This is a genomic window from Aquaspirillum soli, from assembly GCF_054781915.1.
The window spans coordinates 1-23977 of sequence record NZ_BAAGTM010000002.1; the positions used below are offsets into that span (position 1 = coordinate 1).

The window sequence follows — 23977 nt, forward strand, 5'->3', positions numbered from 1 at the left end:
ACAACGTTGATAGGTCGGGTGTGGAAGCGCAGTAATGCGTTAAGCTAACCGATACTAATTGCTCGTGTGGCTTGATCCTATAAGTTGCGACACTTACTACAATCTAACCCTTGTCTTTACTTCTTCAAACCCTTTTTGCTTGGCGGCCATAGCGAGTTGGTACCACCCCTTCCCTTCCCGAACAGGACCGTGAAACGACTCAGCGCCGATGATAGTGCAGATCCCTGTGTGAAAGTAGGTCTCCGCCAAGCTCCCCATAAAAAACCCCCTGCTACCAAGTAGCAGGGGGTTTTGTTTTGCATAAAAAATTTTGTTGCAAAAATATGAAATTTTTTTGTTGTCACCTATTTACCATTAGTTTGCGTTAGCATAGCGTTCATCCATCACATGGTACGGTGAAACTTAACACCGGCAACTTGAAAGAGGGAACCTATGAATGCAGCAAAAAAAATCCGTAAGCTCATTGAGTCGGGTCGTGATCCACAACAAATGGAAGTATTAAAGCAGTTGGCGGTAGCTTTAGAAATGAAAAAGCTATTTGATATTAGCCAGCTGTATGAAATTGATATGCGTTATTTTGAGCTCGGTTTGGAATTGATGAACGATTGGCGTTTAGATCAACATTTAAATGCACGTAATCGTTTGACAGAACAAATTCTTGGCTTAACTGCAGATGTTCAAACTGATGGCAATATTGTTCAAGTTCAAACACCTGCAGAATTAACGCTCGAGTCCAATGCTACTGCGAAGCCAACTTAATTAGATTCTGAGCACGTCTAATAGCTCGGCCTGCATCATCAATAAACTTTTCGCATCATTTAACGCCGCGCCGGTGAGTAAAAAAGCATCTTCGGCGCGGCCTCCCAAAGTCATAATTTTGGCAGAATGCACACTGACCTTGTAGCTTGATAAGACACAGGCAACACGTGCTAATAACCCCGGTTTATCTCCCGCTACAATCGATAATACATACCCATCACCTTTATCATCAGCGCGAATATTGACTTGAGGATTGATAGGGAAATGTTTCAAATGGCGGTTAATGCGACCTTGTGAAGGTGGGCATAGCAAATCGCCACCACGTTCAATCGCATGAGTTAATTCAAACTCAATGAAATTGATCATCTCACGGTAGCTGATATCACCGCCATTTTCTGGTACGAAAACATGGAATGTATCTAAAGCGTATTTATGTCTTGTTGTATAGATTTTGGCATCGGCTATGCTGTAAGCGGTTTTATTAAAGAACAAACAAATCCGTGCAAATAAGTCTGGTTTGTCTGGGGTGTAAACCAAAACATCAATGCCTTCGCGATCATCAGACAATCTGGCTCTAACCAAAGGCTGTTCACTGCGTGCAAAGCGGTTTAATACCCGCGCATGCCAAGCAATTTCTCGTGCTTCATGGCGCAAAAAATAAACCATATCAAGTTGTTGCCATAATGCTTCTTCTGCACCATCTGGCACCATATTGAGACGCAAAAGAATTCTTGCCTCGTGTTTTCGTTCTTCCAATGCAGAATCTAAATCAAGTTGTTTACCTGAGCCTAAATAACGCAAAGTAGAATGATACAAATCTTCTAATAATTTTGCTTTCCATGCATTCCACACTTTTGGACTGGTGCCACGAATATCTGCCACGGTTAACAGGTATAAGGCTGTCAAACGGCGTGGTGTTTGTACACGATGGGCAAAATCAGCAATCACAGCCGGATCATAAATATCTTGCTTTTGTGCGATACTCGAGAACGTCAAATGTTCTTGCACCAACCATTCCACTAATTCTGTTTCTTCCTCGTTAAATCCATGATTCAGACAAAATTCTCTGGCATCGCTTTTACCGAGTTCAGAATGGTCACCTCCGCGTCCTTTGGCAATATCATGGAACAACCCAGCTAAATAGAGTAATTCCGGTTTCTGAAAATCAGCAATTAACCGACTTAAAGTGGGGTACTCGTGATTAAAAGCGGGAATGGCAAAACGGCGCAGGTTACGCACGACCATTAAGATATGTTCATCTACAGTATAAACATGAAATAAATCATGCTGCATCCTGCCAACAATTTTGCCAAATGCGGGTAAATAACGTCCTAACACACCATAGAGATTCATACGGCGTAAAGTACGGGTTAAACCCTGTGGTTGGGTAAAGAGTTGAATAAATAAATCGCGGTTAGTTTGATCGCGTCGGAAACGATCATTAATCAAACCGCGTGCATGCCACAATGCCCGCAGTGTGCGCGGTGCAATACCATTCAGTTCGGGATGTTGTGAAAGCAATAAAAAAGTTTCGAGAATAGCACTGGGATGTTTGTCAAAATAATCTAACCGGCGTAAGGCAAGCATACCGTTCACTGATTTGAAACGATCATTAAGAATGACCACATTCTGTTTTGCTTGAGAAAATAAGCGATTACGCAGATTAGGCAATAAAATACCGTTTAACTGATGAATAATTCTTGCAGCACGATAGTATTGCTCCATTAGTTTTTCACTGGCGCGCAATTCTTTACTGTCTGTTAATCCCCATTGATAGGCTACTTTTTGTTGTAGATCAAAAATTAAACGATCTTCGCGTCGATGTGCCGTGAGGTGGAGGTCGATACGTAAGGTTTGCAGGCGTTGTTGTGCATTCTTTAATAAACGCGCTTCGGATCGAGTCAGAATATCTTGCTCGACCATGGTTTGCCATTCACTGTTAAGACCAATTGCTTTAGCAACCCAAATTAAAGTATGTAAATCGCGCAGTCCCCCAACATTTTCTTTGATATTCGGTTCTAAGTTATTCGTCACACCAAAGGCTTTGGCGTGTCTTTGTTGCTGTTCTAAAACTTTGGCTTCAAAAAAAGCGACAGGATCACGATGTCGTTCTAATTCATTCACCAGATGTTGATATAAGTCTTGATTGCCACAGAGTAGGCGTGTTTCTAGTAAAGTGGTTTCAATTGTAATGTCATTTTGTGCTTCAGCTAAACATTCACTGACAGTACGGACACTGTGCCCAACATCAAGGCCAATATCCCAAAACAGCGGAATTAACTGACCAATTTGTTCTTGTAGCGTTGTTGCTGCACTATCGGGGAGCAACACTAAGATATCGATATCAGAATGAGGAAAAAGCTCACCACGGCCATATCCTCCCACAGCTAATAAAGCTGCTTGGTTATCAAAATGATGTGCTGCCCATATTTTTTGGATTGCCTCATCAACTGCAACGCAATGTTGTTGTAGTAATAGGCTAGGGTTGCGGTGCTCATTCCATGCTTGTGCTAGGTCTTTGCGTGTTTGGCTTAATGCTGCCCGCCATAAACTAATTTCTGAGGTCATACGCTATATCTTTCGCGATAGAAGAGCAGTGCGAGGCCGCCGGTTAAAAACAGCACTGTCGGCATTAATGTGATCAAAATAGGCTGCCATTGATACAGTAAACCTAAATGACCAATTAAGCGATTTAAAAAGTGAAATGAGAGACCAATCACAATCCCAATAAACAAGCGATAGCCTAAGCTCACTTGGCGTTGATTAGCAGGGGTGAAACCCACTGCAATAATTGCCATCGATAAGCAGGCTAAGGGATAAAATAGTTTTCCCCATAATGCTATTTCATAGCGGCTGGTTTTCTGTTTATTATTTTTCAGATGTTCAATGTAAGAGAACAAATTCATCGCTGACATCTTTTCTGGTACGACCAGCAAGACATCTAAGATTTCAGGTCGTAATACCGATTGCCAAATACGTTCAGCTTGGTGTTCTATACGAGTTGAGTCGGCACCAAAATAAGTGGTTCTGACTTCTTGTAATAGCCATTTATCTTCACCTTGATATAACCCACGATTGGCTTCTTGCACTGCCGTAAGTCGGTAATCTTGGTCATATTGATAAATACGAACATTTAACAAAGTGTTGTCCGGTAACATAGTTTTGACGTTGATAAAATGGTTATCGTCTTTTACCCACAATCCAGACCGAAAATCTTGGGCAACCACAGAACGGGTGGCTTGTAGATATAAGCGTTCGGCTTCTTGTTCTGCTTTTGGTGCAACAAACTCGCCCATTAAAAATGTCACAACAGCAAAACCACCACCTACCATTAGCAAAATAAGACTGATATAGCGCGCTGATACACCGGAGGTTCGAATCACTGCATATTCTGAACTGGCCGCCAAAAGTGTTAATGCAGCTAATGAACCAATTAACACCGCGAGCGGTAAAAGTTGATAAACATGCCCGGGGATATATAGGGCAACCACGGTTAGCATGGTTTTCCAGTCGTAATGATGACGACCTAAGGCAGACAGTTCTCCTAGAACATCAAAGAAGGCAAATAGCGACAATAAAGCCAATAAGGTAAATAAGGTCGTTCGGACAATATTGCCGATAAGATAACGTGCGATCAAACTCATGATAAAGACCGGCTTTGCAGTTGGCGACGTAACAAGCGTAGTGGCTTACGGCGCAAGGTGAGTAAAAGCACGAACAATGCCAACATAACAATATGCAGCGGCAAAATAGCAAAAACACTTTCCAGTTTGCCGTTACCAATCCATTTTTGTGCTACGTTCATGCTTTGGTAATAGAGTTGATAAATTAACAACGCGATTAACAAATTAAAGGTATGTCCACTGCGTGGATTGTAATAAGCAAGAGGAATGGCTAGCAGGGCGAGAATCAACGTAGCAATAGGCATAGAAATTCGCCATGCTAACTCTGCTCGGTCATCGGATTGATTACGTTGCCATAACTCTGGGGTGGTGCGCTGTTTGGCAGCGGTGGCATTGGGCTGTCTTAGGCTTTGGTCGATTTTGACTTGATAACGTTCAAATTCAACCAAACGATAATTGGCCTGCCCTGGTTGTCCATCATAACGCCGGCCATCTTCTAAAATCAGATAACGCTCACCTTGTTCTGTCGTATGTAGGTAACCGCGTCGTGCCAAAATCGTAGAGAGCACGCCGTTTTCCCAAGATTCAACGAAGATGTTTTGTGCTGAACCGTTTTCGCTGGAGAAATTTTCAACAAAGTAAACGCGGTCGGCACTTTTTGATTCTTTAAAGATGCCGGGGGCAAGGGCGCTGACTTCTTCGCGTTGTTTGAGTAAGTCGGCATACTCATTGCCTTTTTTATGTGCCCACGGCGCAATCCAAAGGGTAACACTGGCAATGATGACAGTAATGGGGACGGCAAACATTAACACTGGACGTATCCATTGGGTGGGCGATACTCCTGCTGCCAGCCATACCACCATTTCGTGGTCGCGATAGATTCGCGTTAATACCACGAGAACGGCCACAAACACTGTGATCGACAATAAGGTGCCAAATGACGCTAACGCGGTAAATGCAATCATGGCGAAGATGGCATCGGTGGCTAAATCGCCAGCGGCGGCTTTGTCGAACAAACGCACAACTTGCGTAGTCAACATAATGGCCAATAGCACGAAAAAAACCGCGAAGGTGACCGAGGTCAGTTCGCGGACGAGACTACGTTGAAAAATCATAAAATGTGCCTTTTTGACATCCCGCTGAAATGCTAGTGATAATGTTGCAGGAAGCGGAAAAATGCCGGAATCGGTCTAAAATCGAAGAAATCAGACCAAGCGTCGCAAATACTCTAGAAAATGGGGTATAACTGGAGCGAGTGGTGTTACGCTATGGCATATTTTTTGGATGTCATTCAATGTCAATAAACATAAGGAATCACGAACATGGACTTTAGCATAAAAAGCGGTAGCCCGGAAAAACAGCGTGTGGCGTGTGTGATTGTTGGGGTATTTGAATCGCGCAAACTCTCTTTTGCCGCTGACTTAATAGACCGTATTTCCAATGGCTTTTTAAGTGATGTGCTCAAACGTGGTGATATGGATGGCAAGTTAGGCACCACTTTGGTGCTACATGCGGTGCCTCATACCTTATGTGACCGTGTGATGTTGGTTGGTTTGGGTAAGGAACGTGATTTTCGCGAAAAAGAATATCGTGAAGCGATTAAAGCCTCGGTGCGTGCTTTAGGGGCGACTGCCGCTGTTGAGGCTGTCAGTTACATCACAGAAATTCCAGTGAAAAAGCATGATGTAACATGGATGGTGCAAGAAGCGGTGGTAGCAACGCTGGATGTGTTATACAAATTCGACCGCTTTAAAACCAAAGTGGAAGAACACCCACGCGAATTGCGTAAGTTGACATTGTCGGTTTCTCGCCGCAGTGATTTGGCCGAAGGTGAAACTGGTTTAGCACGTGGTTTGGCTGTTGCCGGTGGGATGAAACTGTGCCGCGATTTGGGCAATTTACCAAGCAATGTATGTACGCCGCGTTATGTGGCACAAACCGCAGAAGAATTAGCGACGGAATATGGCGTTGCGGCTGAGATTTTGGATGAAGCCGCCATCCATGCGTTGGGGATGCGTACCTTTCTCTCTGTCGCCAAAGGCAGTATCGAGCCCCCTCGTCTGATTGTGTTGAAATATCAAGGCGCGTCAGCCACAGTGCAACCGGTGGTGTTGGTGGGCAAGGGGATTACCTTTGACTCGGGCGGCATTTCGCTCAAACCGGGCGAAGGCATGGATGAAATGAAATATGACATGCTGGGTGCGGCAACCGTATTGGGGACTTTCCGTGCTGCGGTTGAAATGCAGCTGCCGTTAAACTTAATCGCGGTGGTGGCGACGTGCGAAAACATGCCCTCCGGTGGTGCCAGTAAGCCCGGTGACATTATTGAATCGATGTCGGGGCAAACCATTGAAATTCTCAACACCGATGCCGAGGGCCGCCTGATTCTGTGTGATGCGTTGACATATGTGGAACGCTTCAGCCCTCAAGCCGTGATTGATGTGGCGACGTTAACTGGTGCCTGCATTATTGCTTTAGGTCATCAAACAACAGCCGTTTTCAGCAACCAAGATCAACTGGCGCGTGAGTTAGTCACCGCAGGTGAAGAAGCTGGGGATCGCGCATGGCAGATGCCCTTATTTGAAGAATACCAAGAACAACTCAAGAGCCCATTTGCTGATATGGCCAACATCGGTGGTCGGCCAGCGGGTTCAATCACGGCGGCATGTTTCTTGGCGCGTTTTGCCAAGGCCTATGATTGGGCACATTTGGATATTGCGGGTACCGGTTGGAAAAGTGGCAAAGATAAAGGGGCAACAGGCCGCCCCGTTCCTCTCTTGGTGCAATTCTTACAGGACAAAGCAGATGCCTTGAGTGGTCATACTTTACGCCGTGGCCGCCCACGTCGCGATCATGAGGAAAGCGCTGCAGACGATGCGGATTGATTTTTACCACCACGTTACCCGCCCGTTGCCGTTTTGCTGTCGTTTAATTCAGACTGCATGGCAACGTGGCAGTCAGCTGATGGTATTGGTGCCTGATCCTGCACAGTGTCAGGCACTTGACCAGTTATTGTGGACATTTCAGCCACAAGCTTTTATTCCGCATTGTGCACCGACTGCGACGTATGCCAATCAAACACCGATTTGGTTGGCAACCGAGTTACCGCCGGTGGTGACGGGGCGCGTGTTGTTGAACTTACGCTTGTCGCCATTGCCTGAAGCACAGCAATTTGAACGCATTTTGCAAATTGCCAGTGCAGATGATGCGGAATTAGCACAAGCACGGCAAGTGGCTCGGCACTATAAGCAATTAGGGGCCGAGATTGTGTATCACGATATGACAGGCCGTGGTTAAGGGCCGAGTAACAGACTGAAAGAACATGGGATACCGTTTAAGTAAAATTGCGACCCGTACCGGCGATGATGGCAGCACCGGCCTTGGTGATGGCAGCCGTGTCCCCAAACATGCTTTACGTGTGGTGGCATTGGGTGATGTGGATGAATTAAACAGCCAACTGGGGTTGCTGTTATGTGAAACGCTGCCTGATACCGTTCGTGTGCAGCTGACCGCCATCCAAAATGAGCTGTTCCAAGTCGGGGGTGAATTGGCTGTACCAGGCTTTCACTGGTTGGAAGAGGCTGCCTTGTTGCGTGTAGATAATTGGTTGGCTGAAATGAATGCCGAACTACCACCATTGAAGGAATTTATCTTACCGGGTGGTTGTCGCAGTGCGGCATTAAGCCATGTCGCGCGTGCGGTGGCGCGGCGTGCCGAGCGCAGTGTCGTGGCCTTGGCCGCAGAAGAAGCGGGTGTTTCACCACGGCTACAGCAATATCTGAATCGTTTATCCGATGCCTTGTTTGTGCTGGCGCGGTTATTGAACCGCCATGAAGGTGGACAAGAAGTGATGTGGCAAAAACCGCAACCGCCGGAGGTATCCAATCAATGAGATTGCAGGCCAAACATATTCAAGCGGTGTTGACTTTGTTTGGTCAGGCATCGCCTCAACAAAAATTGGCAGCGGCGGTGGTGTTGCTCACCGCTGTACTGGGATGGTGGTTTGGTACCTCGGCTAGCCAAGATACGATTCAAGGCAAAGTGGTTGCGGTGGCCGATGGCGACACGGTGACGGTGCAGGATATCACCATGTCGCAACACCGAATTAGAATGGCTTTTATTGATGCGCCAGAAAAAGCACAACCGCATGGCGACGAGGCTAAACAGCATTTATCTGGACAGGTGCTCGGGCAAACGGTGACGGTTGATGTGATCGAGAAAGACCGCTATGGCCGCACTGTGGGTCGGGTACGCTTGGCCGGAGCCGATGTGAACTATGACATGGTGCGGCAAGGTTTAGCATGGCATTACACGCAATATGCCAAAAAACAAGCGAGCAGTGACTATGCCCGCTATCAACAGGCACAAAAGCTTGCCGAGCAGCAAGGCACAGGATTATGGCAACAAGCCAATCCCACCCCGCCGTGGGATTTTCGCCAACAGAAGCGAGCCGCTCAATAACCCCAGCAACGGGGCTTTTTGTTAGAATCGGCCTTTGTGGTTTGATATGGTTCTTTCATGGCTGCTTTGCCTACGCATACATTACATCAGCTCCTATCCGAGGTGATGACCCGAGATTTTCCTGTTCTTAAAGCCCGTTTACGTCAATTACAACAGCGTCTGAAAGCCGGTAAACCTGCGGATCGGATGTTTGCTGAATTAGAACGTGATATACAACGCTCACATCAGCGTTATCAATCTCGTTTAACTGCCCTCCCTCAACCGCAATTTGACCCTGCTCTCCCTGTTAATCAGCGTTTAGAGGATCTCAAACAGGCGATTAGCCAACATCAAGTGGTGATTGTTTGTGGTGAAACTGGCTCGGGCAAAACCACACAGTTACCTAAGTTGTGTTTGGAATTAGGCCGTGGTGTGCGTGGCTTGATTGGTCATACCCAGCCGCGTCGCTTGGCTGCGCGCTCAGTCGCGCAGCGTATTGCACAAGAACTGCAAACCAAACTCGGCGAACAAGTCGGTTTTAAAGTGCGTTTTACCGATCACAGCTCGGATCGCAGTTATATCAAGCTGATGACCGATGGCATTTTATTGGCTGAAACGCAGAACGACCGTTATCTCAATCAATACGATACCCTTATCATTGACGAAGCGCATGAACGTTCGTTGAACATTGATTTTTTATTGGGCTATTTAAAACAGATTTTACCTCGTCGTCCCGACTTAAAAGTGATTGTGACCTCGGCCACCATTGATGCTGAGCGGTTTAGTCAACATTTCAATGGTGCACCGGTGTTGGAAGTGTCGGGGAGAACCTATCCGGTGGAAATTCGCTATCGGCCCTTGCAAGAACGCGACGAAGACGAAGCGGAATTGGAGATGGAAGAGGCGATTGTCGAGGCAGTGCAAGAATTACAGACCCACGGTGCCGGTGATGTGTTGGTGTTTTTACCAGGGGAACGGGAAATTCGTGATACTGCCGATGCCCTACGGCAAATGAATCGCGGTGCGGGGTATGACATTCTGCCGCTATTTGCGCGGCTATCGAATGAAGAGCAAAACCGAATTTTTCAAACAGGGGGTGAGCGTCGTCGAGTGGTATTGGCCACGAATGTGGCGGAAACCTCGCTGACGGTGCCCGGTATTAGATATGTGATTGATACTGGTTTGGCACGGGTAAAACGCTATTCACCGCGTGCGAAAGTCGAGCAATTACACGTTGAAAAAATCAGTCAAGCCGCTGCTCGACAACGCGCAGGCCGTTGTGGTCGCGTGCAGGCAGGGGTGTGTATTCGTTTATACAGTGAGGAAGATTTTAACGCTCGTCCCGCTTTTACCGATCCTGAGATCATCCGCAGCAACTTGGCAGCGGTGATTTTACGAATGGCCAGCCTGCGGTTAGGCGCTATTGACGAATTCCCCTTTATTGAAGCACCAAGCCGGCGCTTGATTGCCGATGGGGTGCAGCTATTGCATGAACTCGGGGCGTTGGATGATACACAGCAGTTAACGCCGCTTGGTAATGAATTGGCGCGGATTCCGGTTGATCCGAGAATCGGTCGGATGTTGTTGGCTGGGCGACAATTTCATTGTGTGCATGAGATTTTAATTTTGGCAGCGGCACTGTCGATTCAAGATCCGCGTGAACGCCCCTTTGAAGCGCGAGAAGCAGCAGAGCGTGCCCAAGCCCGTTTTAAAGATGAAAAGTCTGATTTCCTTGCCTTTTTAAATTTATGGCAATTTTTCCATGAAGCCCTGACCAACAAGACCTCTAACCGTCAGTTGATTAATTTATGTCATCAACACTTTTTGTCCTATTTGCGGTTGCGTGAGTGGCGTGAATTACATGGCCAACTGAAAAATATTGCAGATGAACTCGGTCTGCGTGACAACACCACTCCGGCCACTTTTGAGCAAATTCATTGTGCTTTATTGACCGGTTTGCTTGGCAATATTGGGATGAAAACCTTGGAAGGCGATGGTTATTTAGGCGCACGGGGGATTCAGTTTCATATTTTCCCTGGTTCTGGGCTGCGGCGAACCAAGGCTAAATGGATATTGGCTGCTGAATTGACCGAAACCACACGCTTATATGGTCGTTGTATTGCTGCAATTGAACCTGAGTGGGTTGAAGGTTTGGCCGAACATTTGGTGAAGCGTCACTATTTTGAACCCCATTGGGAAAAAGCCCGTGGCGAGGTGGTTGCCACAGAAAAAGTGACATTGTATGGCTTACCAATTGTGGCGCGGCGACGAGTCAGTTATGGCCGTATCAATCCAGAAGAGGCGCGTGAGATCTTTATTCGTGAAGCGTTGGCGGTGGGCGAATTTCAGACCCGAGCAGCGTTTTTCCGCCACAATCAAACGCTGATTCGTGAAGTGCAACAGTTGGAACATAAGGCACGGCGACAAGATGTGTTGGTGGATGAGCAGACATTGTTTGATTTCTACAACGAGCGCATTCCAGCTAATGTCTTTGATACTGCTAGCTTTGAACATTGGTTAGACGACATACAAAAAACCGAACCGCGCCGGTTATATCTCAGTCGCGAATACTTAATGCAACATGCCGCCGAGCATGTCACAGAGGAACAATTCCCCACCCATTTTGACACTGCAGATGGTCGTTTGAAATTGCGCTATCGTTTTGAACCTAATCATGTTCTCGATGGGGTAACCGTTGATATTCCGCTGCCAATTTTGAATCGATTGCCACTCGAACCTTTCGAATGGCTGGTGCCGGGGATGTTGCGTGAAAAAGTCACGTTGTTGATTAAAAGTTTGCCCAAGGGCTTGCGCCGCTTATGTGTGCCGGTGCCGGATTGTGTCACACGCTTTTTATCCTCGCCTTTGGATAAACAGCACAGCTTATTGTCCCAACTGGTGCGTTTTTTACAGCAAGACACCGGACACAGTTTCAGTGAAGCCGATTTTGTGCTGGGGCAACTGCCGCTGCATTGTTGGATGAACTTTCGCATTTTGGATGACGGTCGGCAAGAGTTGGGCATGGGGCGTGACTTATCACAGCTGCAACAGCAATTTGGCGAGGTGGCACAGCTGACCTTCCGTGAAAGTTCTTTGGAATGGGAACGCGATGAAGTCATCGCGTGGGATTTTGGTGCTTTACCGGCGGTGATTCAGTTTGCCCGAGGACGTCAACAACTCACCGGCTATCCGGCGTTAGCGGTTGAAGGTGAGCGCGTTGCCATTCGTTTGTTCGATACGGAGCTGGCTGCTGACGCCTCTCATCGGCAAGGGGTGATTCGTTTATTGCAATTACAGCTAAAAGAACAGATGAAACAGCTGCAAAAAGGCTGGCCTGAGCTAACCCAAACGGCGTTGTTATTGCGTGGGGTGATCAATCGCGAGGCATTATTGGCCGATGCGATCACTGCCATCTGTGATCGGGCGCTGGTGGGTGAAGATGTGTTGCCGCGTGACGAACGCGCCTTTGAAGAACAAAAAACTCGCGCTCGGGCGCGCCTGCCGGCGGTTAAACAGGCGGTGGCGACACTGTGTGTCGATATTGCTGGCGAATATCAAAAGGTGGCGCAGTCGCTGGAGAAACATCCTTTGGCATCGGCGCTGCGTGAGCAATTACAGACACTAATCTATCAGGGCTTTTTATCAACGACACCGTGGTCACAGCTGGCACAACTGCCGCGTTATCTACGGGCAATGGGGTTGCGGATGGACAAATACCGCAACAATCCCGCCCGCGATCAAAAACATGCGGCAGACATTCAACGGCTGTGGCGTGAGTGGGAAAGCGCGGTGGCACAACAACAAGGGATGGCCAGCCTAGGGTTGTTGGCCGTGCGTTGGCAATTAGAAGAATTGCGCGTGTCGTTGTTTGCCCAAGAGTTGAAAACGCCTTACCCAGTGTCGGTCAAACGGGTTGAAGCAGAATTGCGCGCACAGCTGGCGCGCTGAAAAGCGGGTGTAGATGAAGAAAAATTAAGCTATCCCATCAAATATTAAACTTTATTTAGCTTTTTGCGCCTTTGCTAGACACTAAGTCATCTTCTTCGTGAATAGCAAAGGAACGCATGATGTTGTTATTACCTACTTATTTTCAGGGCATGGCATTAGGCGCTGGTTTAATTATCAGCATTGGGGCTCAAGGTACCCATGTTTTGCGGGTTGGCCTGCAACGGCAGCATGTGGGAATCACCGTGGCCCTCTGTATTTTGGTGGACATCATCCTGATTGGGTTGGGCGTAGCAGGGATGGGGTTGTTAATCAGTGAAAACCCCCTGTTATTACAGCTGGCGCATTGGGGTGGGGCGTTGTTTCTATTGGCTTATGGTTGGCGGGCATGGCGGGCGTGTTGGCAGGGTGGCGGCAGTTTGGCCACCTATCAAGCAGCACCGCTTAACCGTTGGCAAGCTGCCCTGACTGTATTAACGCTATCGCTGTTAAATCCGCATGTGTATTTAGATACGCTGGTGGTGTTGGGAGCGATTGGCGGTAAATTACCAGAATATGCCCAGCTATCGTTTTCCCTCGGCGCTATGACGGCCTCTTTGCTGTGGTTTATTGTGTTGGGGTTTGGCGCAGGCTATCTAACTCGCTATTTTCAACGCCCCTTGGCATGGCGGATTTTGGATGCGATCACTGGCTGCATTATGTGGGGCTTGGCTTTGGGCTTAATCATGGCTGCTCCCTTGTGATTTACCGTTAGCCCTCAATGTGTAATCTTTTTTGAGAGGCTATGGGTCATGCGCTTTTCTCATTCCGGCCCCGCACCCACGGGGCGGCACGACTGGCAGACGCTAAAGACTTTAGTGCCTTATCTATTGGCATTTAAAGGCCGATTGGCCATTGCGATTGCTTTATTGGTTGGGGCAAAACTGGCTAACGTCAGTGTGCCACTGTTATTAAAAGATGTGGTCGACACGCTAAGTACCCGAGATGTGGTGTTGGCGGTGCCGTTGGGCTTGGTGGCGGCGTATGGTTTGGCACGGTTGGCAACCAGCTTATTTGGTGAGCTGCGCGATGCGGTATTCGCCAAAGTGGTGCAGGGAGCTATCCATCGGGTTGCGTTAGAAGTCTTTACACACCTGTATCAACTTTCTTTACGTTTTCATCTCAATCGTCAAACCGGTGGCATGAGCCGTGACATTGAGCGAGGAACCAAGGGTATTGGTTTTTTGCTCAATTTCACAGTATTCAACATTCTGCCGACGCTGCTAGAAATTACCTTAGTCGCGGCGATTTTGTTCAGTAAGTATCACTGGTCATTTGCGGCTGTCACGTTTGCTACCATCGCCAGCTATATTGGCTTTACCCTGTGGGTCACCGAATGGCGGATGGTCTTTCGGCGCAGCATGAACGACTTGGATTCTAAGGCCAATAGTCGGGCGATTGATGCCTTATTGAATTTTGAAACCGTCAAATATTTTGGTAATGAACGCTGGGAAATCCAACGCTACGACAACAGTTTGTCAGCGTGGGAACACTCCGCCATTAAAAATCAAGTGTCCCTTAACCTGCTCAACGCGGGGCAAGGCGCGATTATTGCGGCTGGGGTAACTGGTTTAATGTGGTTGGCGGCTTCTGGGGTGGTGGACGGCAGTATGAGCGTGGGTGACTTGGTGTTGGTGAATGCCTATCTCATCCAACTGTATGCGCCGTTGAACTTTCTTGGTTTTGTCTATCGAGAAATCAAGCATTCCCTTGCTGATATGGAACGGATGTTCACCTTATTAAATGTCGAACGTGAAGTGGATGATAAACCCGATGCGGTGACATTACAGACACAACAGGCCAGTATTCGTTTTGAGCATGTGGCTTTTTCTTACGACGGTAAACGAGAAATTTTGCAGGGTATTGATTTAGATATTCCAGCCGGTAAGACGTTAGCGGTGGTGGGGCGGTCGGGTGCTGGGAAATCTACCCTGTCGCGGTTGCTGTTCCGTTTTTATGACGTCAATCATGGCAGCATCCGTATCAATGGCCACGATATTCGCCAACTGACACAAGCGAGCTTGCGTGCCCATATTGGGATCGTACCGCAGGACACGGTGTTATTTAACGATAGCATTTACTACAACATTGCCTATGGACGTCCTGAAGCCAGTCGTGAGGAGGTGATCGCTGCTGCACAGGCGGCGCATATTCACGATTTTGTGATGAGTTTGCCCGATGGCTATGACACGACAGTGGGTGAGCGCGGTTTGAAATTGTCGGGTGGCGAAAAACAACGAGTGGCGATTGCGCGTACCTTGTTAAAAAACCCGCCTATCCTCATTTTCGATGAGGCAACCAGCGCACTAGATACCCGCACTGAAAAAGCGATTCAAAACGAGCTGGCGGCAATCTCTGCGAATCGCACTACTTTAATCATTGCTCATCGTCTCTCAACCGTCGTTGATGCCGACCAAATTGCGGTGATGGATGGTGGCAAGATCATTGAAACAGGAACCCACCGTGAACTTTTAGCTCGCGATGGTGCCTATGCAGCACTGTGGCGTTTGCAACAAGAGAATCCAGAACAGGCTTAACGAGGGCTCAATGTTCGATATCGAACATTGAGCGATTGCCACAGCTTTACGTCAACGTAAAGCCATGCTTGCGGTGCCGTTTCCATTGAATCGAGAAAAAAGGTTTGCTTGAAACCGGATGGTTTTTGCTAACTATCTGATTTTTATGCCGAATAAAAAATAAAAAAAAGCCCAAGTCGGTGAAGACTTGGGCTGAATCTACAAAGGAGAAATAGAGGAGAAACTATCAAGAAGCAATCGCTGCGTCTCAATGATGCGTATTATGGCTATGCTGCACTGCAATGTCAACCTCGATTGTTCGGAATGAATCAAAAATATAAATAGATGTCGAAAAATAGACCATATTTCAGTTCGGAAACGAAATGTAACGAAAATTCACCTGTTCCTGCGGTGTATAAAGCTTTGTGCGACAATCACCGCTTTGTTTATCTTGCTTGTGAGAACCTGTCGCTATGATGTTGCCCGATCCCCGTCCCAGTGTATTAACTCCCCCTAAAAATGGTTTACTCGATTTAGTCGCGGCTGTCTTAACCGCTACCGAGGCTGAACAAACCACTGCACAGCAACGCTTACAGATGGCAGTGGCGGAAACGTTAATGATGCGGGACCAACAATCGCTGGCGTTGGCCTTGCAATTTGCGCCCTCACAGGAAGCTTATAAAACCCTGTGGCACGCCCTGTGTGATGTATTGACTCAACTCCCCGATGGTCGCCAAACGGCGGTGGTATTTGCGCTGCCGGTGATTTTGGTAGTAGGCAGTAAAGAGACAACGACGCTGTCAGGTACGTTGACCGACACGACCAGTATGTTGGCAACCCTGCAGCGGCATGGTTTGATTGCCGAAGGCGCTGTGTGTCATCTATTCCCCGAATTGCTCCACCCAGAATCGTTGGCAGCGATTAGCATGCCCGACTTATATCGTTACGCTGAGACGATTGATGATGTTGAGCTTGGGTTGCCCTTCGAGCGTTTGCCGGCGCCAGTCCCTGCAAAAGATGAGGCGGTGTTTGTTCGCTATGTGTTGGGGATTGCGATGCAGCCTGTCGGTGCACCACCGGTATTGCGGCCACAAAGTCATGGTGCGTGGGCAATGGAAGTGATGCAGCAACTTAAAACCCAATTGCACCATCCACAAGTGACGTTATTCCCGATCCCGATTCAACCTCAAGTATTACCCGAGGCGCTACGTCAGGGAGCCGCTTTCCGCTTAGAAGTGAATATGCAGGTGTTTGCCAGTGGCATTATCCGCAAATTGCGTGAACATAATTTGCCGATTGTGGCGATTGCCAGTGCGCACGAAGGCGGCGAATTGCGTTTCACCATCAGCACCCCGGGTGAAGCAAAACACATGGCTGCCTATGCTTGGCCCTTGGCGGCTTTGGATTCTGTGCCCCATATTGTTGAGAATTTCTCGGCACTGATGAAGGAATGTCAAGTAAGCGATGTTCGCTTAATCCCGGGTATCCAAGCCAATGAAGTCAATGGCGTTCCTTTCTTTATCAGTAGCGTGGATCCCGAAGCGCAACAAGTCGAAGTGCATTGATCTTTGTACCGTGATGTTGACTAAGCCGCCTGACGAAGGCGGCTTTTTTGCTGAGTATGCAAAAATTAGAAACCGCTAAAGCCTGCAAATACACCATTCCAATCAACCGACTGCCCTGATCCGACAACTTGAATCATCTGGGCAAAGCTATTCACCAATGAGGTGTGGATGACCGTGTCGGGAATGAGTTGTGGATTGGCGGGGGTGGAGTAGATATTCCCCATTAAATTCAGATAGTTGTTTAATACAGTTGGGTCTTGTGCGGCAAAGCCAGCTTGATTTTGCATGATAAAGCTGCTGATTTGCATGGCTTCGTTTATATCAATCGACTTCATAATACGAATCAAAGTCCCAAAAGCTTGTGACTCTGCATCAGTGGAATTGCCAAACGCCGTATTGTAATTGGCTTGTCCCACTTTGCTGACGATATCCGCCCGTAAAGATTCGGTAGACAGTGTGCCGCTATTGGTGTTGTAGGTGATGAGACTGCTCAAGGTGGCGGGGAAATTGCTCAGAACCGATGTGGTTGTGGTGGGTTGGCTGGTGCCGTTAAGCTCCGCTGCATTGAGCCCTCGACTCGAGAAGAAGCTGACCACATCGTTCTCTGATACGCCCACAATCTCGGCGATCATTGCATTAGTCACACCGAATTGTTTACACACGCTGTGAATCTGTGCTGGCTGTGATAGGTTGTCTAAAAGAAACTGTTTTGCCGCATTCAGGCTCACGCCAAACTTGGCGAGATGGGTGGCTGCGCTCATGGTAATAATCTCCCTATTAAATCAAACAGTTGTATCAATTAAAATTTAACAACGCCTTCCTTCCGCACTGTACCATAGTGAACAATCTGGATTTTGATTCAGGCTAAAATTTTTTTGGAATACCAGAAATTAAGTTTATATAGGTAATCAAAGCGAGGCTTGCTATTTTTTGGTGGTAAAAAAAGTCCCTAAGCAAACGGTTAGGGACTTGATGGTGCTACGATGGGGTGGAGTCGGTTAAGCGTTAATCGCCAACGCCATGCCAACACCTTTCCAATACTGCGTTTCTTGACGTAGCGCACTGGTTGTCAGGGGATTTTGTTCTAACCAATCTTCTGGTAAAGACAGACTAAATCGTTTGCCATCAAATGTGAGGCCGATATGATCCGGCAAGGTTAAGTCGCTGCGGCTGCGTGAGAAAATCACCGCTAAACGCAATGCACATACCGCTGGCCAATCAATCTCACCAATGTCCCAGTTTAACAATTTGCTGAGTGAACCTTTATGGCTGACCACCAAAAACGCCAGATGTTTTTGCTCGCGCCGTGAAAAGCCGGGCATATCGGCTTGTTCAACGATATAAGCCGAGTGTTTGTGATAGCTGCTGTGAGCAATCGACAGACCGATTTCATGGAGTTTGGCTGCCCATTCAATCCGTTTCATCCGTTCCAGATCGCTGACTGTGCCGTCATTTAACATCATGGCAAAGCGACAGGCTAAGGTTGCCACTCGCTGACTTTGTGGCAGATCGACATGGTAGCGCCGTTTGAATTGGGTTACGGTGGTTTCGCGCATATCGCGATGATGATGACGGCCCAGCATGTCGTACAACACCCCTTCGCGCAGTGCACCATCGGTAACCTGCATCTGTTCAATGCCTAAACCTTGGAAGACGGCCAACATCACTGCCAGCCCACCTGAAATGACAGGTACCCGTTCTGCCCGCAGTCCTTCGATACTGACATTTTTGATATGCCCTGCATCAATCAACTGTTCTTTTAGCCATTCCATTCCAGCGAGGGTAATTTCGCCATCACTGATTTCATTGGCTTCTAAAATATCGCGCAAGGAACGGGCTGTTCCAGAAGTGCCAATGGCTTGGTCCCAATGGGCCTGAGCAAATTCATGGACTAGGGTTTGTACTTTATTGCCGGCAGCGGCTTCTGCTTCACGGAATTGGGCTTTGCCAATTTTGCCATCGGGGAAAAAACGGCGGCTGTAGCTGACACAACCCATGGTTAAACTCTCGGTGCGGAGGGCTTTGTGTCCACTGCCAATAATAAACTCGGTCGAACCACCGCCAATATCCACCACCAAGCGCTTTTCACGGCTGCTCGGCAGGCTGTGCGCGGCGCCAAGGTAAATCAATCGCGCTTCTTCACGACCGGCAATAATTTCAATTGGGAAACCTAATAATGCTTCGGCTTGGGCGATAAAGGCCGTAGCATTTTTAGAGACCCGTAAGGTATTGGTACCAACAACACGTACGGCATCAGGGTTAAAACCCCGTAAGCGTTCACCAAAGCGGGCCAAACAAGCTAATGCGCGTTCTTGGGTGGTTTCATCCAGATAGTTGTCTTCGGTCAACCCCCCACCAAGACGGACGGTGTCTTTCAGGCTATCGAGGGTATAAATCTGATCGTCCACGATACGGGCGATTTGTAAGCGAAAGCTATTTGAGCCGAGATCAACGGCAGCAAGGGTTTGAAAATGCGGCTGATTCACCCTGTTATGCTCCTGCACTGAGAAAACGGCTTGATCATCAGGCTGACAAGGTACGGCACGTTTTCTATCAAAAAGGTTGGTAAATAAACACAAAACGGGCGACTGAATGCCGCCCGTTTCTCGCTACAACTGGTCGATCAACGACAAAATATTATAGGCCAGCGGCACGTTCAGCATCTTCAATGGCTAAATGGCGAATGTCTTTGCCTTTAACCAAATAGACGACATATTCAGCGATATTTTTTGAATGATCGCCGATACGTTCAATCGCTTTGCTGATAAATAGCGTGTCGATTGACATTGAGATGGTGCGCGGGTCTTCCATCATAAAGGTAATCAGCTGGCGCAAGCTGGCGCTGAAGTCTTCATCCAGATAGCGATCTTGCTTAGCAACATCCATCGCGGCCGAGACATCCAAGCGCGCAAAGGCATCCAAAGCATGACGTAGCATGGAAAGCGCGACTTCTGCCATTTTATGAATTTCACGCAAACGCGGCACATGCACACGGTCGGCATCGAGAATCAGACGACCCATGCGGGCGATTTTTTGCGCTTCATCGCCAATACGCTCTAAATCGGTGATGGTTTTAATCACCGTCAACACCATCCGTAAATCAACGGCGGCAGGTTGGCGGCGTGCAATGATGAGCTGGCATTCCTCATCCAAGCCAATCTCCATTGAGTTGACTTGGGCATCGGTTTCGATCACACGCTCTAATGTATCGCGGTCGGCACGGGCCAAGCCATCGATAGCATTGCGAATTTGTTGTTCAACCAAGCCGCCCATCTGTAACACGCGGGTGCGAATGGATTCCAGTTCGAGATCGAACTGTTTAGAAATGTGTTCAGGCATCGTAACGTTTCCGTGTGGATTCAGGGGAAAGTAACGCGTTACCCTAGCAGGATGCTATGACGAAAACGTGACAATCCTGACGAATTGCAGCAAAAATTTTGCTCGACCACGTTGCGCCCGCGCTGTTTGGTGCGTTTTGGTTTATTTATACTCTTTTACACTGCCATCGGCCATGCCCAACAACAGCACATCTGCGTGTCGGCGGGCAAAGATACCACAGCACACGACACCGGGAATCTGGTTGATGGCTTCTTCCATTTCCACCGGTTTTTGAATATCTAAGCCGTGAACATCTAAAATCACATTGCCGTTATCCGTTACCACCCCTTGCCGCCATTCAGGATGACCGCCGAGTTTGACCAAATGTCGCGCTACCAAACTACGCGCCATTGGAATCACTTCAACAGGGACAGGAAATTCTCCCAATTTGCTGACGTATTTTGATTCATCGGCAATACACACAAAGGTCTCTGCAGCGGCTGCCACAATTTTTTCACGGGTCAATGCACCGCCACCCCCTTTAATCATGTGCATGTGATGGTTAATTTCATCTGCCCCATCGACATAGAGGGCGATATCACCCACGGCATTTAACTCTAATACTTGAATTCCAGCTGCTTTGAGGCGTTCGGTACTGGCGACTGAGCTTGACACAGCTGCATCGATACGATCGCGTTGTTGTGCCAGAGCATCAATAAAATAGTTGACGGTTGAACCGGTGCCAACGCCAATAATAGACGGCTTCTCGGGCAGAAAATCGAGGGCTTTTAGGGCAGCGTTGCGTTTGAGCGTATTTTGATCCATGACATTATTCCTGAGTGAATGGGCGACTATTCGCTAATTATCCCACAAGCGGCAGCTTATTGTGTTTTGCGCTGTAAGCTTGGGCGTGGTTTTGCGGTTAATAAACACACTGCCTCAGCGGCAATGCCTTCTCCACGACCTAAATGGCCGAGTTTTTCCGAGGTTTTGGCCTTAATATTCACTTGTTCTGGCTCAACACCGAGGTCGGCGGCGATATTGATTCGCATCTGTCCAATATGTGGGGCCATTTTTGGCGCTTGTGCAATAATCGTTGAATCGAGGTTGGCTAAAACCCAGCCAGCCGCCAACACACGCTGATATGCCTCGCGCAATAAAATGCGGCTATCCATACCGGCATATTTTGCGTCAGTATCTGGGAAATGTCGTCCAATATCGCCTAAACCTGCTGCGCCCAACAGCGCGTCGGTGATGGCGTGTAACAGCGCATCGGCATCCGAGTGTCCAGCCAAGCCTTTTTCATAGGGAATGTGGACGCCACCAAGAATCAGCGGGCGACCAACTTCCAACCGGTGTACGTCCCATCCTTGTCCAATTCTAAAACTCATTTTTTTCACCTTTCTGTTTTATCACCAAGCTGCCGCTAGCAAGGCTGCGCGCTTGTCGTTATGCTTAACGCTTTTATTGAAGCGTCTAGGAGATCTCATGCCTGCTCTATTGCCTCATCCCGATCCAGATGGTTTGCTGGAATATTCTGTGGTGTATACCGACCGTGCTTTGAATCACATGTCACAACGCTTTCAAGGTGTGATGCGTGATATTTCTCGTATTTTAAAATTAGTCTATCACGGCCACAGCGCAGTGATTGTGCCGGGTAGCGGTACGTTTGCGATGGAAGCGGTGGCGCGGCAGTTTGCGACTGGCCAGCCGTGTTTGGTGATTCGTAATGGCTGGTTTAGTTACCGTTGGACGCAAATTTTTGAAGCCGGTTCGATCCCTTCCGCTTGTACCGTCTTAAAAGCCCGACAACAAGGTGAAGGGGCACAAGCGCCGTTTGCGCCTGCTCCGCTAGAAGAGGTGCTGGCTACGATTGCCGAACAACGTCCCGCTGTTGTGTTTGCACCTCATGTTGAGACCTCATCCGGCATGATCTTGCCAGATAGCTATATCAAAGCCGTCGCGGATGCGGTACATGCCGTGGATGGCATGATGGTGTTGGACTGTATCGCATCGGGGACGGTTTGGGTTGATATGGCGGCAACGGGTGTGGATGTGTTGGTCAGTGCACCGCAAAAGGGCTGGAGTGGGGTGCCATGTGCCGGTTTTGTGGTGTTAAGCGAACTCGCCCGCCAGCGCATTGAGGCCACACAAAGTACGAGTTTTGCCTGTGATCTGAAAAAATGGCTACAAATCATGGAAACCTTTGAACAAGGTGGCCATGCTTATCATGCGACGATGCCAACGGATGCTTTGGCCTCTGTCCGTGATGTGATGTTAGAAACTGAGGCCTATGGTTTTGCTAAGGTTTGCGAAGAGCAAAAAGAATTGGGTCGTCAGGTGCGCGCTTTCTTAGTGGCCCGTGGTTTCCCCAGTGTTGCGGCTGAAGGTTTCCAAGCTCCCGGTGTCGTGGTGAGTTACACCACCGACCCTGACATTCAAACAGGTAAAAAGCTGATCGCAGCGGGGGTGCAAATTGCCGCAGGGGTGCCATTGCAATGTGACGAAGGCCCTGACTTCCGGACTTTCCGCATTGGCCTGTTTGGTTTAGATAAGCTCCATGCACCAGAACAAGCCGTAGCAAGGTTAGAACAAGGGTTTAGTGCCGCAGGTTTGTAAGCATGAAAAAAAGAGGATGTCATGGTGACATCCTCTTTTTGGTTGCGCTAGTTGGAATTACACAAATTCTAAGCCTGTTTGTGCCAATCCGGTGAGGTTAATTTTACCGCTGGCCACATCGCTGGCTAATAAAGTCAGGCTAGCTGCGCTGTGGGCGCCGCTGTCTAACAGTCCTTGGAAATGATTGAGGTCTGCAGCTGAAGGGGCGGTACCGACAACATTAAAATACAAGGTTTCTACCACCGTTTTAGCACTTGCATTCGCGCCAACTCGTGCATCAATTGCCAATTTTGCCAGTTGGGTTGCATTGCCACCTTCGTCTAAGAACTTCAAACCAATGCCAACATACCCAGCATTCTTGACCGATTCAGCACCAAACGTCGCCGCCAGAATTTTGGCGACGGTTCCTGCATTGCCATCAAGGTCAAAAGCGCGTTTTTGATCGGCAAATACCAATCGTTCAAACGACACCAGTTTCTCTGTGCTTTCACTGCTGGTAACAGTCAGTGTTGTACCGTCGCGTGTTACTGTGTACTGAGAAAACGCTTTGCTAAAGGTTTTGCTATCGATACCTGACCCACCAGTATGCACGGTGCTGGTACTATTTTTCTCAATTAAGTAATACAGTTTGTTATCACTGTTGACATCGTTCCATTGGCCTAACTCACCGATCCCCCCTGTGGGCGCTGGCCATTTGCCCATGCCCAAGGCCAAACTGTCTTGAGCACCACCAAAGTCATCTGGTTCGGTGCCCAAACTGCCCTTGCCCCAGTTTTGATAGCCACTACTGACATTGCTGCCATTAACCCACAGCCAATTCCCTTCGGTCACGCGGTCGCTGGCGCCAAGCCATACATAAGCCGCCCCGCCGCCATCCTCTGCGGTGGGAAAGGACAGGTTCAAGGCACTGATGGCATTCACAATCGCCTGATTTTCGGCCTGTGATTCAATCATCGCCAAATAGCCTTGGCTGGCCTCAGCGGCGGTTTTGGCTTCAGACCACGTTTTGGCAGTGGGTACTAACTCGTAGCTGTGGCCACCATAAGAAAACTGATACGTCATGCTTCACCTCTTTTCAACAGAAAAATTCTTGTTATGCATAAAGAGAATAGCATGTTATCAGGAAGAATAACTAGGTCTAATACATGACAAA

General features: G+C 48.2%; 19 protein-coding genes and 2 rRNA genes. 12 read left to right on the plus strand and 9 right to left on the minus strand.

The window, feature by feature from the left end:
* From ACYVJG_RS02060 to ACYVJG_RS02070, 3 genes are all read left to right on the plus strand, one after another.
* Window positions 1-79, plus strand: a 23S ribosomal RNA gene (locus ACYVJG_RS02060); the annotation flags it as partial.
* Between the two features lie 59 nt (window positions 80-138).
* Window positions 139-251: ribosomal RNA gene (gene rrf, locus ACYVJG_RS02065) — 5S ribosomal RNA — on the plus strand.
* Window positions 252-432: 181 nt separating this feature from the next.
* Window positions 433-759: a hypothetical protein gene (locus ACYVJG_RS02070; RefSeq protein WP_460429542.1), complete on the plus strand. Its 327-nt coding sequence runs from the start codon at window positions 433-435 to the stop codon at window positions 757-759.
* Here the strand turns inward: ACYVJG_RS02070 and ACYVJG_RS02075 are convergent, their stop codons facing one another.
* Genes ACYVJG_RS02075 through lptF form a run of 3 tightly spaced genes read right to left on the minus strand, consistent with a single transcriptional unit; the run spans window position 760 to window position 5497 of the window.
* Complete coding sequence (locus tag ACYVJG_RS02075) at window positions 760-3327, minus strand: [protein-PII] uridylyltransferase (RefSeq protein WP_460429543.1); 2568 nt, start codon at window positions 3325-3327, stop codon at window positions 760-762.
* The gene (lptG, locus tag ACYVJG_RS02080) at window positions 3324-4403 is read right to left on the minus strand and encodes an LPS export ABC transporter permease LptG (RefSeq protein ID WP_460429544.1); all 1080 of its coding nucleotides are present in this window, start codon (window positions 4401-4403) and stop codon (window positions 3324-3326) included. The genes ACYVJG_RS02075 and lptG overlap by 4 nt, the downstream gene beginning before the upstream one ends.
* Window positions 4400-5497 (minus strand): LPS export ABC transporter permease LptF, encoded by a 1098-nt coding sequence (gene lptF / locus ACYVJG_RS02085; RefSeq protein WP_460429545.1) that lies wholly within the window; start codon window positions 5495-5497, stop codon window positions 4400-4402. Before lptF ends, lptG begins: the two co-directional genes overlap by 4 nt.
* 207 nt (window positions 5498-5704) lie before the next feature.
* On the opposite strand from lptF, the gene ACYVJG_RS02090 reads away from it, so the two are divergent.
* From ACYVJG_RS02090 to ACYVJG_RS02125, 8 genes are all read left to right on the plus strand, one after another.
* Window positions 5705-7267 carry a leucyl aminopeptidase gene (locus tag ACYVJG_RS02090; RefSeq protein WP_460429546.1) on the plus strand — a complete coding sequence of 521 codons (1563 nt, stop codon included), beginning with the start codon at window positions 5705-5707 and terminating at the stop codon, window positions 7265-7267.
* Window positions 7257-7679 carry a DNA polymerase III subunit chi gene (locus ACYVJG_RS02095; RefSeq protein WP_460429547.1) on the plus strand — a complete coding sequence of 141 codons (423 nt, stop codon included), beginning with the start codon at window positions 7257-7259 and terminating at the stop codon, window positions 7677-7679. Before ACYVJG_RS02090 ends, ACYVJG_RS02095 begins: the two co-directional genes overlap by 11 nt.
* Before the next feature lie 25 nt (window positions 7680-7704).
* Window positions 7705-8274: a cob(I)yrinic acid a,c-diamide adenosyltransferase gene (locus ACYVJG_RS02100; RefSeq protein WP_460429548.1), complete on the plus strand. Its 570-nt coding sequence runs from the start codon at window positions 7705-7707 to the stop codon at window positions 8272-8274.
* Window positions 8271-8843 carry a thermonuclease family protein gene (locus tag ACYVJG_RS02105; RefSeq protein WP_460429549.1) on the plus strand — a complete coding sequence of 191 codons (573 nt, stop codon included), beginning with the start codon at window positions 8271-8273 and terminating at the stop codon, window positions 8841-8843. The genes ACYVJG_RS02100 and ACYVJG_RS02105 overlap by 4 nt, the downstream gene beginning before the upstream one ends.
* Before the next feature lie 57 nt (window positions 8844-8900).
* Window positions 8901-12770: an ATP-dependent RNA helicase HrpA gene (gene hrpA / locus ACYVJG_RS02110; RefSeq protein ID WP_460429550.1), complete on the plus strand. Its 3870-nt coding sequence runs from the start codon at window positions 8901-8903 to the stop codon at window positions 12768-12770.
* Between the two features lie 116 nt (window positions 12771-12886).
* Window positions 12887-13510, plus strand: a complete 624-nt coding sequence (locus tag ACYVJG_RS02115; RefSeq protein ID WP_460429551.1) for a LysE/ArgO family amino acid transporter — start codon at window positions 12887-12889, stop codon at window positions 13508-13510.
* A gap of 48 nt (window positions 13511-13558) precedes the next feature.
* Entirely contained in the window at window positions 13559-15343 is a 1785-nt protein-coding gene (locus ACYVJG_RS02120; protein ID WP_460429552.1) for an ABCB family ABC transporter ATP-binding protein/permease, read from the plus strand.
* Between the two features lie 452 nt (window positions 15344-15795).
* A complete protein-coding gene (locus tag ACYVJG_RS02125) occupies window positions 15796-16887 on the plus strand; it encodes a hypothetical protein (protein ID WP_460429553.1) in 1092 nt (363 codons plus the stop codon).
* 65 nt (window positions 16888-16952) lie between these two features.
* Here ACYVJG_RS02125 and ACYVJG_RS02130 read toward each other — a convergent pair whose 3' ends face one another.
* The 5 genes from ACYVJG_RS02130 to ispF form a co-directional block, all read right to left on the minus strand.
* The gene (locus ACYVJG_RS02130) at window positions 16953-17648 is read right to left on the minus strand and encodes a hypothetical protein (protein ID WP_460429554.1); all 696 of its coding nucleotides are present in this window, start codon (window positions 17646-17648) and stop codon (window positions 16953-16955) included.
* 237 nt (window positions 17649-17885) lie between these two features.
* Window positions 17886-19373 carry an exopolyphosphatase gene (gene ppx / locus ACYVJG_RS02135; protein WP_022653972.1) on the minus strand — a complete coding sequence of 496 codons (1488 nt, stop codon included), beginning with the start codon at window positions 19371-19373 and terminating at the stop codon, window positions 17886-17888.
* Window positions 19374-19524: 151 nt separating this feature from the next.
* Entirely contained in the window at window positions 19525-20226 is a 702-nt protein-coding gene (phoU, locus tag ACYVJG_RS02140; RefSeq protein ID WP_022653971.1) for a phosphate signaling complex protein PhoU, read from the minus strand.
* Between the two features lie 141 nt (window positions 20227-20367).
* A complete protein-coding gene (gene rpiA, locus ACYVJG_RS02145) occupies window positions 20368-21030 on the minus strand; it encodes a ribose-5-phosphate isomerase RpiA (RefSeq protein ID WP_022653970.1) in 663 nt (220 codons plus the stop codon).
* 56 nt (window positions 21031-21086) lie between these two features.
* A complete protein-coding gene (gene ispF, locus ACYVJG_RS02150) occupies window positions 21087-21596 on the minus strand; it encodes a 2-C-methyl-D-erythritol 2,4-cyclodiphosphate synthase (RefSeq protein WP_022653969.1) in 510 nt (169 codons plus the stop codon).
* A gap of 97 nt (window positions 21597-21693) precedes the next feature.
* Here ispF and ACYVJG_RS02155 point away from each other — a divergent pair, with 97 nt between their 5' ends.
* Window positions 21694-22824, plus strand: coding sequence for an aminotransferase class V-fold PLP-dependent enzyme (locus ACYVJG_RS02155; RefSeq protein ID WP_460429555.1), 1131 nt, complete (start codon window positions 21694-21696; stop codon window positions 22822-22824).
* Window positions 22825-22881: 57 nt separating this feature from the next.
* On the opposite strand, the gene ACYVJG_RS02160 is transcribed toward ACYVJG_RS02155, so the two are convergent.
* On the minus strand, window positions 22882-23886 hold the full coding sequence (locus ACYVJG_RS02160) for a lectin-like protein (protein WP_460429556.1): 1005 nt from the start codon (window positions 23884-23886) through the stop codon (window positions 22882-22884).
* Window positions 23887-23977 lie beyond the last annotated feature (91 nt).